Source organism: Halomarina halobia (assembly GCF_029338575.1).
Lineage (GTDB): Archaea > Halobacteriota > Halobacteria > Halobacteriales > Haloarculaceae > Halomarina > Halomarina halobia.
Genome location: NZ_CP119992.1, coordinates 543,571 through 556,818, shown reverse-complemented (window position 1 = coordinate 556,818; position 13,248 = coordinate 543,571). Strand labels below are relative to the sequence as shown.

Genomic DNA, 13,248 nt, shown 5'->3' with positions numbered 1-13,248 from the left:
CGAGGGTCGAATGTGTCACCCCGCGTCGAACGTACGGACCCCGAGGGTATCGACTACGGGTGGGTGATGCAGACGACGTTCGTGCTCACCATCGTCGTCGGCGCGCCCGTCGTCGCCGCCCTCTCGCTGTTCGCGCCGCCGCTCGAGACGTGGGGGCAGCGCGCCGAGTTCGCCGTCCGCGTCGGCGCGCTCGTCTGGCTGTGCACCGCCACCGGCGTCTACCTCTACGCGCGGCGGACGGAATCCGGGGTCGAAACCGAGGAGGCCGACGCCGCCGAGGCGGAGGCCGAGGCGTAGCCGTCAGACGTAGCGGAAGCCGGTCCCCGCCCGCCGCGCCGTGAGTTCGTCGCGCTCGGAATCGCCCACGAAGAGCGTCCGCTCCGGGCGCGCGTCGAGCGCCGTCACCGTCGTCAGGAGCGGTTCGGGGTGCGGTTTCTCCGTCGCGACGCTGTCCCGACCGACGAGGGCGTCCACGTGCCGCGACAGGTCGTGGGCGTCGAGGGCGATGCGACAGGCCGCCTCGCAGTTGAGCGAGCAGACGCCGACGGGGACGGAGAGCGGCAGGTCGTCGGCCGCTGGGAGTCGGTCGGAACGCCGCGCCCCCCGGCGCTCGTGTTCGCCGATGGTCGCCTCGACCGCGTCCCGGTGGCCCGCCTCGTCAGAGAGTTCGAGCATCCCCCAGAGGTCGTGGCCGTCGACGGCGAGGCCGCGGTCGCCGAGGACCGTCCCCACGTCCCGCTCGACGACCGCCCAGTCGACGTCGAGATCGACGAGCGTCCCGTCGAGGTCGAAGACCACCGCCTCGTAGTCCGCCCCGTCCGCGTGGTACCCCGTCACGCCGCCGAGTAGGACACGGGAGTAGAAAGGTTACGCGGCCCCCTCGACCGCCCCGACGACGCCCGTGACGTCCGCGTCGGGCGCGAGCGCGAGGAACAGCCCCTCGCCGTCGAATAGCACCCGGAGGGCGACGAACTCCTCCAGGTACGTCGCGAAGGCGCGGCTCTCGCCCGCCGGGGGATAGAGGTCCTCGTAGAGGTCACGCTCGGTGAAATCGAGGTAGATGTAGGAGTGGATCTCCTCGAAGTGACGCGCCATCGCGGCCTCGTCGTCGTAGTACTCGCGCACCCGATCGGTGAGATAGAGCGGATTGAACGACCGGCGGTCGAACTCGACGACGAGCAGCAGGTCGTCGCCCGCGACGTCGAGCGCGGCGGCGCGGGCCGCGTCCGCGTCGAAGTTCACGACCGTCGAGGGGTTCGTGGCCGCCATACGTCCACGACGCGGGCCGGGAGAGATAAGCGTGCCGCCGACCTCAGCCCGGCCACCTCGGATGTAGAGGGAGCGGAGGGAGCCGAACTCAGTCGAGGAGTTCCCGGGCGATGACCGTCTTCTGGATCTGCGTGGTGCCCTCGTAGATGGTCGTGATCTTCGCGTCGCGGTAGAGCCGCTCCACGCCGAAGTCCGTCGTGTAGCCGTAGCCGCCGTGGATCTGGATCGCCTCGTTCGTCACGTCCATCGCCCCCTCGCTGGCGACGTACTTGGCGACGCTCGCCGCCCGCGCGACGTCGGCGGTCCCCGCGTCCCTCTTGCGCGCCGCCTCGCGCGTGAGCTGCCGCCCCGCCTCGACGGTCGCGTGCATGTCCGCGAGCTTGTGCTGGACCGCCTGGATCTCGGCAATCGGCTCCCCGAACTGCTCGCGCTCCTGCGCGTAGGCGATCGAGCGGTCGAGCGCGTCCTGCGCGAGGCCGACCGACTGGGCGGCGATGCCGATGCGCCCGCCGGTGAGGATCGAGAGCGCCGACGACAGGCCGCGCCCCTCCGGCGTGAGCCGGTAGGACGCGGGGATCCGCACGCCGTCGAAGGAGACGCTCGTGGTGTCGCTCGCGCGCAGGCCCAGTTTGTCCTCCCTCGGCCCGACCGTCAGGCCGTCGGCGTCGGCCGGGACGACGAACTGCGTGATCTCGTCGGGGGCGGTCTTGGCGAAGACGATGTACACCCCCGCTCGCTCGCCGTTCGTGATCCACTGCTTGTCGCCGTCGATCAGGTACTCGTCGCCCTCCCGTTCGGCGGTGGTGGTCATCTCCGCCGGGTTCGAGCCGGCACCGGGTTCCGAGAGACAGAACGCACCGACCGGCCGACCGGAAACCATCTCGGGTAGCCACCGCTCGCGCTGCTCCTCGTCGCCGAACTCCGCGATACAGGAGGTCGCGAGGCAGTGGACCGAGAGCGCCGTCGCCACGGCGAGCGTCCCGTAGGCGACCTCCTCGTTGACCACCGCGTAGGTGAGCGCGTCGGCGTCGAACCCGCCGTACTCCTCGGGGACGGTCAGTCCCGTCAGATCGAGTTCCGCGAGGCCGTCCCACACGTCCTCGGGGAAGCGCTCCTCCCGGTCGCACGCCGCCGCGATCGGCTGGATCTCCTCGACCGCGAACTCGCGGACGACCTCCCGGATGGCCTCCTGCTCGGCCGTGAGTGTCATACCCGACAGTTCGAGCCCCCGGGCAAAAGTCACGCGGCTCGACAACCACCTTTTGCTGCGGTCGTGTGGCGGCGACACGCTTCGCGGTCACCGCCGACTCCCTGGCAAAAGCTGGGCCAAAACCCTCCTCACCCTCTCAGTCGCTTCGCTCCTTCGAGGGATTCGTCGGGCCGCTCGCTCGGGCCTGTCGGCCCTCGCTCGCGGATGCTACGCTGGTACAGCCGGTGGTAGACCGTGATCTCTCGTCCACACCTTTATACCGGAAAGCGGGACCAGACTCCCCCGTGACGTAACTTCCGTCGCGGGGCGCCCCGCGGTCGCGCGACGCCACGCCCCGCGAGCAGCCCGCGGCGTCGCCTGCACGCCCACGTTTTACTGCGCTCCCTCGCGCTCGCTTCGCTCGCGCTCGGTCGCTGGTAAAACCTGGACTAAAACCGCGCCTCACTCCCACCGCCGGACTCGCGGTGCTCGTCCGGCGTGCTCCCGCTCGCCTCCGGCTCGCGGGAACTGCGGTCGGGGATTCGGCGCGTCCGCTCGCTCGGCCGTCGGCCTCACTCGCGGGTGCTCGATACCAGACTCCGCGATCCCCACCCTGGCGTCGCCTGTTCGCCGGGACGCGTCGCTGGTCGCACGAGGACCGATCGCTCGTCGACACCGCGGCCGAGCGGAGCGGCTACTCCCCGCGCAGGAACGCCACGACCTCCTCGCCGTCGGCGTCGAGTCCGCCGCCCTGCGCGACCGTCGGGCTGCCACCCCCGCCGCCGCCGAACTCGTCGGTCACCTCGTCAACCACCGCGCCGGCCTCGGGGTCGCCCGTCGTGGCGACCGCGAGCGAGGAGCCGTCGACCAGCGCCACCACGTCCGCGCCGTCGCCCGCGAGCGCCTGCGCGCGGTCCGCGAGGCCGTTCGCGTCCAACCCCTCGACCTCTCCGACGAGCCACGTCCGCCCGTCGCGCTCGATCGTCCCCTCGCGTAGCTCCGCGATCCGGACGTCGACGAGCCGGTTACGGAGGTCGGCCAGTTCCGACCGGAGGTCCTCGCGCTCCTCGCGCAGCCGAGCGACGGCGTCCGGCAGGTCGCCGACGTTCGTCTCCGCCGCTCGCGCCGCGTCGAGAGCGGCGCGCTTCTCCGCGACGCGACGCGCGATCCCGACGCCGCCGACGGCGAACTCCACCCGGGTGAGCCCCTCGCCCGGGTTCGACCGGTCGAGGACCGTCACGGGACCGATCTCGCGTGTGTTCGAGACGTGAGTGCCGCCGCAGGCCGCGGCGTCCCACGGCTCGTCGGCCCCGTCGATCGTGACCACGCGGACGGTGTCGCCCTCGATCCCCTCCTCGGTCTTCGTGTTGAACGCGATCCCGTCACGGGAAAGGGCCTCCTCCCGGGGGTACTCCTCCCAGGTCACCGACCGGGAGTCCCAGACGACCTCGTTGACGAGCCGTTCCAGTTCGACCAGCGTCGCGTCGTCGATCGCCGTGGGCGTCGAGAAGTCCACCCGGACCTTCTCCTCGGTGATGCCGAAGCCGCCGTAGCCGAGGTCGTCGAGGAGCCGCCGCCCCGCCCCGTAGAGCGCGTGGCTAGCCGTGTGGGCGCGCATGCAGTAGGTCCTGAACGCCTCGTCGACGGCGCACTCGACGGTCGCACCGGCGTCGATCCCCTCGGCGGCCGGGTCGCCGTCCCCGGCGAGCACGTGGACCACCCGCCCGGCGCGCTTCTGCACGTCGTCGACCGGGATCCCCGCGATCGCCCCTCGATCGGCGGGTTGACCGCCGCCCTCGGGGTAGAAGTAGGTCCGATCGAGGACGACCTCGCGGCCCTCCCGCGACTCGACGGTGGCCTCGAAGCGGATCGTGTAGGGGTCGCGTGCGGCGTGGGGACTCATCACCCTCTCGGGGGTCGCGCTGGCTGAAAAATCCCTCGAAGCGTCGGGGCGCGACGCTCCGTCACTCCTGGGCGAGTTCGACGTTTAGGCGCTCCTCGAGCGCGCTGATGAGCGATCCGCCGACGTCTGCGCCCGTGGCGCGGCCCTGCTCGACGGCGACGACGTCCGCCTCCCGGACGCCGATCTCGTCGGCGAGTTCCGCAGCGGTCAGTCCCGCGTCCTCGCGGGCCTCGACGAGCCTGTCGCCGTACCCCCGGACGAGGTAGGGGAGGGGGTCGTCCTCGTAGTCGGTGCCCTGCTCCCAGCGGGCGGAGTCGCCCTTGCGCGCGTCGGCCAGGCGGGCGGCGTTGCGGACGGCGCGCCTCTTGCGGTCGCGTCCCCCCGAATCGCGGTCGTCGGAGTCGTGGTGTTGACCGTCGCCCCGCGAGCGTTCGTCGCGTCCGTGGCGGCGGCAGTCCGGACAGACCTGGAGGACCGCGCCGGCTACGTGCGCCGATTCGAGCGACTTACCCTCGGCACCGCAGAGTTCGCACGCGTCGCTCTCGCCCGAGCGGACGCCGCCGGTCGAGTATTTCGCCATGGCCACAGTAGCGGGTTCTCCGTATTGAAACACCCGCTTGCTGACGTATCCCATCCGAAGCGCCAAACGGAAGCGCTTTTATTAGACCGCTGATTACGGGAAGACGCGTACGACACAGCGTGCGTGGGTAGCCAAGCCAGGCCAACGGCGCAGCGTTGAGGGCGCTGTCCTGTAGAGGTCCGCCGGTTCAAATCCGGTCCCACGCATTTTCCGACTCGACCGCAAGGAGAGTCGTGAAAATCGTCAGGAGTGGATTCTGAACCCTGCAAGGCGCGCGCAACGAGCGAAGCGAGTGAGCACGTCTTGCTCCGGTTCAAATCCGGTCCCACGCACTGTTGAGCGAACCACGCACTGCCCGGTGGACGCCCACCGCACACGTGCGGGTGCTCGCAGACAGCACCCACGCAAATTCCTCTCGAAGCTACCTCTCGAGCCACCGCTCTCGCTCGAACGCGGCCGAGACCGCCCGCGGCACGGGACCGTCGTCGAGCGACGCGTACACCCGCCCGTCCGATAGCTCGGTCCGGGCGCGCAGGAGCGACAGAAAGCGCCCGACCGCGGGGGCCGAGTACCGCTCGAGGAGGCGCTCGACGGATTCGACGTGAGTCACGGCCACCTCCGGGTGCCGACCGATCTCCCCGAGCACTTCCGTCAGTTCGGCCGCCACGTACTCGTCGTCGGAACGAACGACCGCGATCGATCCGTCGTCGAGCGGGCGGACGCGAACGTCGGGCGTCGGAACGCGCTCGTCCCCGACGGATTCCCCGATGAGCAGCGCGGAGGGGAGTTCCAGATCGTTCACGATCGACAGTACGCGACACTACGTGGTAAATCGTCGCAATTATGTGTCAAATATTAAAATTCAAGTGTCGAGAATCGACGGTGTCGTACGCCCCCGGCGGTCGGACGGTATGGGGGCGTCGCGACTCCGCGGCGTTACGGTTCCGCTTCCGGGGAACGTCGTCGGGTCGAGGCGGAACAGTGATGCACCGGTCGCGCCGACGTTCACCCGTGCAGCTCCAGGTCAGAGAGCACGTCCCGGCGCTGACGGGCGTGCTGACGGTCGTCTCGCTCGCGCTGGTGTTCGGGGCCGTCCTCGGCTACCTCCCGACGGGGGCGTTGCCGCGCTCTGCGGCGTTCCTCGATCTCATTCCCCACGTGAACGCGGTCATCAGCGCCGTCGCCATCGTCCTCATCGGTTCGGGGTGGTACTGGATCCGCCGGGGGCGCGTCGATCGCCACCGCGCGGCGATGCTCGCCGGGTTCGCGCTGTTCGCGACCTTTCTCGCGCTGTACCTCTACCGCGTGAGCATCGAGGGGCCGTCCGAGTTTCCGGGACCCGCCGCCGTCGAGACGTACCTCTATCTCCCCGTGCTCGCGATCCACGTCACCCTCGCGATCGTCTGCATCCCGCTTCTCTACTACGTGCTGCTGCTGGCGGCGACCCGGCCGTGGCCCGAACTGTCCGCGACGAACCACCCTCGCGTGGGGCGGATCGCGGCGGCGCTGTGGCTCGTCTCGTTCGCGCTCGGCATCGTCGTCTACCTCCTCCTGTACGCGGTGTACTGACGGGCGAAGCCGCGAACGAGAACGCTTTTGCGTCGTCTGTGCGAGGATCGACCATGGCGGACACAGACTGGCCCTACGACCCCGACTCCGACGAGGGGAGCGAAGGGATGCGCAAGTACGGGCAGGCCATCCTCGCGAAGAAGGTGGACGAAGACGAGGACTTTCCGCTGCGCGCCGGCGACTTCCTCGACGAGCACGCCGACGATCCCATCCGCGTCAACTACGACGAGGTCGTGAGCGTCGCGGACATCTTCGAGCACCTCGACGTGGAGGAGTTCGAGACGATCACCGACTTCCACACCGCGATGGGCCGGGCGATGCGCGAGGCCGGCTACTGGAACTACTACCCCGACGGCGACGACCCCGTCTGAGCGGAATCTCTTCGCCAGAGGGACGAACTGAAGTATATGTCGGCGGGTGTCGTGACTGCCTCACATGCACGGCGTGTGGGGGAGCCACCGGGAACGCGGATCGACCGTCGAGCGCGCGCGTCGTCCACTCGGAACATGACCGCCCGCTCGCTCTACTTCACCGGGCCGACGGAGATCGCGGTGCGCGAGCGCGACCGACCGACGCCCGGGCCGGACGAACTGCTCGTCGAGACGGAACTCACGGCTATCAGCTCCGGTACCGAGTTGCTCGTCTACCGCGGGGAGGCCGAACGGGCGCTCGACGCGGACGACACCATCGACGCGCTGTCGGGGACGCTCGAGTACCCGCTGCGCTACGGCTACGCGGCCGTCGGGCGCGTCGTCGAGACCGGCGAGGCGGTCGCCGGGTGGGACGGCGAGCGCGTGTTCGCGTTCAACCCCCACGAGAGCCACTTCCTCGCGTCGCCGGAGGCGGTGGTGCGCGTCCCCGACGGCGTCGGGGCCGAGCGCGCCGCCTTCCTCGCCAACGCCGAGGCCGCCGTCAACTTCGTGATGGACGGCCGGCCGACCGTGGGCGAGCGGGTCTGCGTCTTCGGCCAGGGTGTCGTCGGCCTGCTGACCGCCGGCCTGCTGGCCGAGTTTCCCCTCTCGGAACTCGTCACGGTCGAACCGTCCGATCGCCGACGCGACCTCTCGACCGCGGTGGGCGCGACGCGGACGTTCGACGACGGCGAGGCCGTCCGCGAGGCGTTCTCCGAGGAGGACTGGGACGGCGCTGACCTGACCTACGAGCTGTCGGGCGATCCCCCCGCGCTCGACGCGGCCATCGACGCGACGGGGTACGCCGGGCGCGTCGTCATCGGGTCGTGGTACGGCACGAAACCGGTCGAACTCACGCTCGATGGGCGCTTCCACCGGAGCCACGTCCGCCTCCGGTCGAGCCAGGTCAGTCGCGTGGATCCCGAGCACGCCGGGCGGTGGGACAAGGCCCGTCGCCTCGACGCGGCGTGGGAGCGGCTCGACGCGCTCGAACCCGAGCGGTTCGTCACCCACCGCGTCCCGGTCGGGCGGGCGGACGAGGCGTACCGACTGCTGGATGCGGACCCCGGGGCGGCCGTTCAGGTCGTCCTCACCTACTGAGATGCACGTCACGACGCTCACCGACGGGACGCTCTACCGGTTCGACGAGGGCGGCGAGTACGCCGTCTTCGAGGGGTGTGGCTTCTACACGGATGGAGGGTTCGCCCTCGACCGCGGGGAAGTCGTCCAGACGAGCGGGCGGGGCGTCGATCTCCTGCGCCCCTGGCGGCTCGCCCGGTTGCGCGACCGCCGCGAGGCTGAGCCGGGCTCGTACGACCGCCTCGACGACGTCGCCCTGACGGTCTACGAGAGCCACCGGCGGGCGAGCGTGCTCGCCGAGGGCGCGTTCGTCCGGAGCCGGTTCGTCGAGGCGAACTTCGACGGCGCGGCCACCGCGGCGGTCGCCTCGCCTGCGACGGACGAACTGTTCGACGTGCAGTACTACGACGGCGCTCGCGACCTCGCCGCGTTCGACGACAGCCTGCTCTCGCCCCCGCTGCTCGACACCGACGAGAACGTAGAGGGGTTCGTCGCCCGGAACGTCGAGACGGGACTGGCGAGCTTCCTTCCCGCCGACGAACTCACCGCCCGGCTCGGGGACGACCTCGTGGGGTGTGCGGCCGTCCTCGGAACTGGCCGCCGGCTCTGATCGGGGACGCCGGGGCGAGGGTTCGTCGGGCGCGCAGCGCGTTCAGTCTCTTTCGGTGCTCGCCGCGAGAGGAGTCTCCGCCTCGTCGGTCGCCACGACGGTCGACCCGAGGAGGCGGCCGATGCCCCGTCTGAGCCGACGGGAGATCGCCCGCTGGGAGACGTCGAACTGACGGGCCAGTTCCGTCTGCGTGACGCCCCTCGGTTCGTCGTAGTAGCCCTGCTCGTAGGCGGAACGAAGCGTCTCGCGTTCCCGGTCCGTGAGACCGTACCGCGTCCCCTCGAGACGGTCCCGCGGCGTATACACGCACTTCAGTTCGAGGGCCAGCCCCCGATCGGTGCAGAACTCGATCAGCTCCCGGACCCGCGACCGGTCGGGGAAGCGAAGGACGAACTGCCAGCCGTCGGCGGTTCCACTGGCGCTCAGGAGCGTCGCGTCCACCTCGGACAGCGCGTGGACGATCCCGCTGGCGTCCGGGACCCACGCCGCCCGGTAGAGCCGCCCTGATTCGATCCGCGCGATCTCGGTGAGCGATTGGATCTCGGGAGATCGGCGGACGAGAGTGGCGAACTCGTCGAAGTCCCCGCCGTCCCACGCCCAGAAGAGGGGAATCACACCGTCGTCCGTCGGCACGACCCGTTCGAAGTCGACGCGGACGTCGGATTCGGACGCTATCGCCTCCCCGAGCGGGAAGTCGTGTAGCGGCAGGTGGAACTCTCCGATCGACACCATACGCCACCGATGGGGTGCGAATCGGAAAACGTCGCGGCAGGCGATCGAAGGGTCTCCGCCCGATGGGGATTTACCCATAGCCGGGAGAGACCATATCCCAGAACCGACAGCGGCAGCGCGACCGGTCGGGGAAGTACTCGGTGGTTCTGATGGGCGAGTGAGCCGTTTCGACGTAGTGGTCGACCATGGCCCTCGTCATCTCCGAGCGCGAACACTCCTCTCCAGTCTGTTCCGTCCAGACGCACTCGGCGCAGTAGGCTATGACCACGTCCGGTGTTGGGCCCGGAACCGGTTGAAGGAACAGCGTCTACGTATACGGTACCGAGATCCCGCCAGACTGTCTCGAACCGAGACCGATCGACCCCGGACCGCGGCTCCCGACGCGTCCAGTTTTATCTGTCACACCGCCGTAGGTGCGTATCGGCGTCCATCGAGCGTCCGGCGTCAGCGGCTCGTCGGGCCCGTACCGAGTTGCCGACCGGTCGGACGCGTCGCGCACCCGAACGCCGCACGATCCACAGGCCATGTACACCGTCACCGTCACCCGCGACCTCATCGCACAGCACTTCCTCACGGTGCCGAACCCCGGACCGGAGGGCGAGCTCCACTCCCACCACTTCGGGGTCGAACTCACCCTCAGGGGGCCGGAACTCGACCGGTACCGGTACCTCACCGACATCGACGCCGTGAACGCGATGCTCGACGAGGTGGAGGCGCGCTACGCCGACGAGACGCTCAACGACCTGCCCGAGTTCGAGGGGGGCAACCCGAGCGTCGAGCGCTTCGCCCGCGTCGTCTGGGAGCGGGTGGCGGAGGCGCTCGATCCGGACTACGTCGAGGCGCTCGAGGTCCGGATCTGGGAGGACGAGACCGCCTGTGCGGGCTACGAGCAGTCGGTCTGATGCGCGTGGGCCTCGTCCTCTACGGCGACCTCGACGCGCGGACCGGCGGCTTCGGCTACGACCGGACGCTCGTCTCCGATCTCCGCGACCGCGGCGACGACGTCGAGGTCGTCTCTCTGCCGTGGCGCACCTATCGACGGGGCCTGCTGGACAACCTCGACCCCGCGTTCGTCGAGCGCCTCGTCGGCGAGTACGACGTGCTCCTCCAGGACGAACTCGCCCACCCGTCGCTCGTTCTGACGAACCGCCGACTGCGCGCCCGCCTCGATTGCCCGCTCGTCGGCGTCGTCCACCACCTCCGGCGCGACGAGGTCTCGGGCTGGCGTCGGCGCGCCTACGGCGCCGTCGAGCGGGCTTACCTCGATGCGCTCGACGGCGTCGTGGCGACCAGCGAGGCCACCCTGGCGTCGGTGCGCGACCTCGCGTCCGTCGAGCGCGCGCTGGTCGCCCCGCCCGCCCGCGTCCAGTTCGACCCGCCCGCGGTGGACGTCGACGCGCGCGCCCGGGACGATCCCCTCCGCGTCGTCGCGCTCGGGAGCGTCGTCCCGCGAAAGGGGATCGACGCGCTCCTCGAGGCGCTCTCGCGCCTCGACGCGCCGTGGACGCTCACCGTGGTCGGGAGCCTGGCGGCGGACCCGGCGTACGTCCGCCGGCTGCGCGGACTGGTCGCGGACCGGGGGCTCGACTCGCGCGTGGCGTTCACCGGGGACCTCCCGGCGGACGCCGTCGCCGCGATACTCGAACGGAGCCACGTGCTCGCGCTCCCGTCGCGCCACGAGGGGTTCGGCGTCGCCTACCTGGAGGGGATGGCCTTCGGCCTCCCGGCCGTCGCCAGCGCGAGCGGCGGGGCGCGGGAGATCGTCGAGGACGGCGTCACCGGGTACCTCGTCGAGCCGGACGACGTGGGGACGCTCTCGCTGCGCCTCGCGGAACTCGAGGCCGACCGCGACCACCTCGCGCGGCTGGGCGAGGTCGCCCGGGAGCGCGCGGCACGCCACCCGACGTGGGACGAGACGGGACCGAGGGTGCGCGAGTTCCTCGCGGAACTCGCCGAGCGCCCCGCCCGGAGGGAACGCGCGTGACTGACGACGGCTTCCTGCGCTACCTCCGCGCGAAGCGGACCGTGGACGACCGCGCCGTCGACCGCCGGGTGTTCGACCGCCTGCGCGAGGGGCTCGCCGGGCGCGAGTCGGCGCGCGTCCTCGACGTCGGCGCGGGGCTCGGCGCGTCGCTGCGCCGGTTTCTCGCGCGCGGGGCGCTCCCCGACCGCGTCGAGTACGCCCTCGTGGAACTGGACGAGGCGACCCTGACCGCGGCCCGGGAGTCGCTCCCCGCGTGGGCGGGCGAACTGGGCTACGAGGTGTCGGAGAACGCCTCGCTCGGGGGCGACGCGCTCCTCTCGCGGGGCGAGGAGCGCGTGCGCGTCGAGTTCGTCCGCGGCGACGCCCTTGCCGTCGCGCCCGGGCGCGAGTGCGACCTGCTCGTCGGGCAGGCGTTCCTCGACCTCGTCGACCCGTCGGCGCTGCCCGACCTCCTGTCGTGCCTCGACGCGGGCGGCCGCTGGTACTTCCCCATCACGTACGACGGCGGGACGCGCTTCGCCCCGGCCCATCCGCTGGACGACGCCGTCGAGCGGGCGTACCACGCGCACATGGACGCGCGGCCGAAGGCCGGGAGCGCCGCCGCGCGGGCGGTCATCGGGGCGCTGCCCGATCGCGCCGACCTCCTCGCCGCGGCCGGATCGGACTGGGTCGTCCACCCGGAGGACGGGGGATACCCCGCGGACGAGGCGTACTTCCTGCGGTACGTCCTCGACACCGTCGCGGGGGCGGTCGGCGAGCGGACGGCCGACACGAACGCCGACGGCGGCGCGGCGACCCTCGATCCCGACGCGCTCGAGGAGTGGCTGACGACGCGCCGCGCGCAGGTCGACGCGGGCGAGTTGACGTACGTGGCCCACCAGCTCGACCTGCTGGGGCGGACGCGATGAGGCCCGTCCGGGTCGAGGAGGCCGAGGTCGTCGCCCACTGGCTCCGCCTCGAACCCGACGCGTCGGACGACCCGTCCGCCCTGTCGCGGGCCGACGCGCTCGACGCGCTGCTCACGGCGAACCCCGGCGCGGCCGCCTTCGTCTGGCAGGTCAGGCCCGCGACCTGGTACCGCCTCCGGCTCCCCCGCGAGCGCTTCGGTCGACTCCGGGTCATCGAGGGGCCGGAGGAGCTCGGCTGGCACGCGCTCTCGCCCGACGGGACCGTTCTCGGGGCCGCCCGTCGCATCGAGGAGGGCACGACGCGCCTCCCCGACTCGTCGACGATCGACGTCGACCTCGTCGAGCGGCTGGCCGACGACCTCGCCCGCGGGGAGGCGCTCCCGGCGGTCGTGGCGACGACCCGCCGGGGCTGCGCGCCGACGCACGTCGTCGACGGCAATCACCGCGCGACGGCGACGGGACTCCACCTGCTGCGGACCGGCGCGTACGAACCGCTCGAGGCGTACCTCGGCGTCGGCGCGAACCCCGTCCTCGCGCCGATCCGGGAACGGCTCTGTGGGGCCGCGAGACGGCTGCTCGACGGTGACTCGATCCAGTGAGGGATGTTCTCACGACACATACTTGCCGCCCGGCGTCGAATATCGTACCATGGCGACGAGATCTCACACCGCGGAGCTACCGGGGGACGTCGTCGACGACCTGCTCGCCGCGCCGCGTCGTCGTCGGCTGCTGGGGCTCCTCTACCGCCGCGACGAGCCGACGGCGCTCGCGACGCTCGCCGCGCACATCGCGGCGGCGGAGGCGGGCGTGCCCGTGGAGGACGTCCGACCCGAGGACCGGCGGGCCGTCTGGTGGGCGCTCCACGAGGAGGACCTGCCGAAGCTGCTGGCGACGGACGTGGTAGCCTACGACTCGACGCGCGACGCGCTCTCGCTCTCGCGGGCGGCCGCCCAGTTCGAGGGGCGGCTCGCGGGCCTCGCGGCGGACGACCGGTAGATCCCGGGGAAACCGGTA

At 71.2% G+C, this 13,248-nt stretch carries 17 protein-coding genes and 1 tRNA gene; 11 read left to right on the top strand and 7 right to left on the bottom strand.

The features are described 5' to 3' along the window. Positions 1-66: 66 nt before the first annotated feature. Positions 67-297, top strand: coding sequence for a DUF5822 domain-containing protein (locus P1K31_RS02920; protein ID WP_379793956.1), 231 nt, complete (start codon positions 67-69; stop codon positions 295-297). Between the two features lie 3 nt (positions 298-300). On the opposite strand, the gene P1K31_RS02915 is transcribed toward P1K31_RS02920, so the two are convergent. From P1K31_RS02915 to P1K31_RS02895, 5 genes are all read right to left on the bottom strand, one after another. Beyond that, positions 301-837 (bottom strand): HAD family hydrolase, encoded by a 537-nt coding sequence (locus P1K31_RS02915; protein ID WP_276304778.1) that lies wholly within the window; start codon positions 835-837, stop codon positions 301-303. Between the two features lie 30 nt (positions 838-867). After that, a complete protein-coding gene (locus P1K31_RS02910; RefSeq protein ID WP_276304777.1) occupies positions 868-1,269 on the bottom strand; it encodes a DUF7522 family protein in 402 nt (133 codons plus the stop codon). A gap of 88 nt (positions 1,270-1,357) precedes the next feature. Further along, on the bottom strand, positions 1,358-2,479 hold the full coding sequence (locus tag P1K31_RS02905) for an acyl-CoA dehydrogenase family protein (RefSeq protein WP_276304776.1): 1,122 nt from the start codon (positions 2,477-2,479) through the stop codon (positions 1,358-1,360). A gap of 673 nt (positions 2,480-3,152) precedes the next feature. Further along, positions 3,153-4,361, bottom strand: a complete 1,209-nt coding sequence (locus P1K31_RS02900; RefSeq protein ID WP_276304775.1) for an alanyl-tRNA editing protein — start codon at positions 4,359-4,361, stop codon at positions 3,153-3,155. 61 nt (positions 4,362-4,422) lie between these two features. Further along, positions 4,423-4,941: a helix-turn-helix domain-containing protein gene (locus P1K31_RS02895; RefSeq protein WP_276304774.1), complete on the bottom strand. Its 519-nt coding sequence runs from the start codon at positions 4,939-4,941 to the stop codon at positions 4,423-4,425. 121 nt (positions 4,942-5,062) lie between these two features. Here P1K31_RS02895 and P1K31_RS02890 point away from each other — a divergent pair. Continuing rightward, positions 5,063-5,147: transfer RNA gene (locus tag P1K31_RS02890), tRNA-Leu, on the top strand. 215 nt (positions 5,148-5,362) lie between these two features. Here P1K31_RS02890 and P1K31_RS02885 read toward each other — a convergent pair. Beyond that, positions 5,363-5,743 carry a hypothetical protein gene (locus P1K31_RS02885; RefSeq protein WP_276304773.1) on the bottom strand — a complete coding sequence of 127 codons (381 nt, stop codon included), beginning with the start codon at positions 5,741-5,743 and terminating at the stop codon, positions 5,363-5,365. A gap of 209 nt (positions 5,744-5,952) precedes the next feature. Between P1K31_RS02885 and P1K31_RS02880 the strand changes: the two genes are divergently transcribed. The 4 genes from P1K31_RS02880 to P1K31_RS02865 all read left to right on the top strand — a co-directional run bounded on the left by P1K31_RS02880 (position 5,953) and on the right by P1K31_RS02865 (position 8,610). Further along, the gene (locus P1K31_RS02880; protein WP_276304772.1) at positions 5,953-6,510 is read left to right on the top strand and encodes a DUF420 domain-containing protein; all 558 of its coding nucleotides are present in this window, start codon (positions 5,953-5,955) and stop codon (positions 6,508-6,510) included. A 53-nt stretch (positions 6,511-6,563) separates the two neighbouring features. Next, complete coding sequence (locus tag P1K31_RS02875; protein WP_276304771.1) at positions 6,564-6,881, top strand: DUF5785 family protein; 318 nt, start codon at positions 6,564-6,566, stop codon at positions 6,879-6,881. Positions 6,882-7,016: 135 nt separating this feature from the next. Continuing rightward, positions 7,017-8,021, top strand: a complete 1,005-nt coding sequence (locus P1K31_RS02870) for a zinc-binding dehydrogenase (RefSeq protein WP_276304770.1) — start codon at positions 7,017-7,019, stop codon at positions 8,019-8,021. 1 nt (position 8,022) lies between these two features. Next, positions 8,023-8,610 (top strand): hypothetical protein, encoded by a 588-nt coding sequence (locus P1K31_RS02865; protein WP_276304769.1) that lies wholly within the window; start codon positions 8,023-8,025, stop codon positions 8,608-8,610. Positions 8,611-8,652: 42 nt separating this feature from the next. Here the strand turns inward: P1K31_RS02865 and P1K31_RS02860 are convergent, their stop codons facing one another. Further along, a complete protein-coding gene (locus P1K31_RS02860; protein WP_276304768.1) occupies positions 8,653-9,342 on the bottom strand; it encodes a helix-turn-helix domain-containing protein in 690 nt (229 codons plus the stop codon). 524 nt (positions 9,343-9,866) lie between these two features. Between P1K31_RS02860 and P1K31_RS02855 the strand changes: the two genes are divergently transcribed. The 5 genes from P1K31_RS02855 to P1K31_RS02835 are packed head-to-tail and all read left to right on the top strand — an operon-like array spanning position 9,867 to position 13,230. After that, the gene (locus tag P1K31_RS02855; RefSeq protein ID WP_276304767.1) at positions 9,867-10,244 is read left to right on the top strand and encodes a 6-pyruvoyl trahydropterin synthase family protein; all 378 of its coding nucleotides are present in this window, start codon (positions 9,867-9,869) and stop codon (positions 10,242-10,244) included. Next, on the top strand, positions 10,244-11,326 hold the full coding sequence (locus P1K31_RS02850) for a glycosyltransferase family 4 protein (RefSeq protein ID WP_276304766.1): 1,083 nt from the start codon (positions 10,244-10,246) through the stop codon (positions 11,324-11,326). The genes P1K31_RS02855 and P1K31_RS02850 overlap by 1 nt, the downstream gene beginning before the upstream one ends. Then, positions 11,323-12,234: a class I SAM-dependent methyltransferase gene (locus tag P1K31_RS02845; protein ID WP_276304765.1), complete on the top strand. Its 912-nt coding sequence runs from the start codon at positions 11,323-11,325 to the stop codon at positions 12,232-12,234. Before P1K31_RS02850 ends, P1K31_RS02845 begins: the two co-directional genes overlap by 4 nt. Beyond that, positions 12,231-12,833, top strand: coding sequence for a hypothetical protein (locus P1K31_RS02840; RefSeq protein WP_276304764.1), 603 nt, complete (start codon positions 12,231-12,233; stop codon positions 12,831-12,833). Before P1K31_RS02845 ends, P1K31_RS02840 begins: the two co-directional genes overlap by 4 nt. A 49-nt stretch (positions 12,834-12,882) precedes the next feature. After that, entirely contained in the window at positions 12,883-13,230 is a 348-nt protein-coding gene (locus P1K31_RS02835; protein WP_276304763.1) for a DUF7344 domain-containing protein, read from the top strand. Positions 13,231-13,248: the final 18 nt, after the last annotated feature.

What these genes read in the sequence shown, in the direction of transcription:
- P1K31_RS02920 (WP_379793956.1), top strand. Translation starts at nt 67, where the DNA reads ATGCAGACGACGTTCGTGCTCACCATCGTCGTCGGCGCGCCCGTCGTC.
- P1K31_RS02910 (WP_276304777.1), bottom strand. Translation starts at nt 1,269, where the DNA reads ATGGCGGCCACGAACCCCTCGACGGTCGTGAACTTCGACGCGGACGCG.
- P1K31_RS02905 (WP_276304776.1), bottom strand. Translation starts at nt 2,479, where the DNA reads ATGACACTCACGGCCGAGCAGGAGGCCATCCGGGAGGTCGTCCGCGAG.
- P1K31_RS02900 (WP_276304775.1), bottom strand. Translation starts at nt 4,361, where the DNA reads ATGAGTCCCCACGCCGCACGCGACCCCTACACGATCCGCTTCGAGGCC.
- P1K31_RS02895 (WP_276304774.1), bottom strand. Translation starts at nt 4,941, where the DNA reads ATGGCGAAATACTCGACCGGCGGCGTCCGCTCGGGCGAGAGCGACGCG.
- P1K31_RS02875 (WP_276304771.1), top strand. Translation starts at nt 6,564, where the DNA reads ATGGCGGACACAGACTGGCCCTACGACCCCGACTCCGACGAGGGGAGC.
- P1K31_RS02870 (WP_276304770.1), top strand. Translation starts at nt 7,017, where the DNA reads ATGACCGCCCGCTCGCTCTACTTCACCGGGCCGACGGAGATCGCGGTG.
- P1K31_RS02865 (WP_276304769.1), top strand. Translation starts at nt 8,023, where the DNA reads ATGCACGTCACGACGCTCACCGACGGGACGCTCTACCGGTTCGACGAG.
- P1K31_RS02860 (WP_276304768.1), bottom strand. Translation starts at nt 9,342, where the DNA reads ATGGTGTCGATCGGAGAGTTCCACCTGCCGCTACACGACTTCCCGCTC.
- P1K31_RS02855 (WP_276304767.1), top strand. Translation starts at nt 9,867, where the DNA reads ATGTACACCGTCACCGTCACCCGCGACCTCATCGCACAGCACTTCCTC.
- P1K31_RS02850 (WP_276304766.1), top strand. Translation starts at nt 10,244, where the DNA reads ATGCGCGTGGGCCTCGTCCTCTACGGCGACCTCGACGCGCGGACCGGC.
- P1K31_RS02840 (WP_276304764.1), top strand. Translation starts at nt 12,231, where the DNA reads ATGAGGCCCGTCCGGGTCGAGGAGGCCGAGGTCGTCGCCCACTGGCTC.
- P1K31_RS02835 (WP_276304763.1), top strand. Translation starts at nt 12,883, where the DNA reads ATGGCGACGAGATCTCACACCGCGGAGCTACCGGGGGACGTCGTCGAC.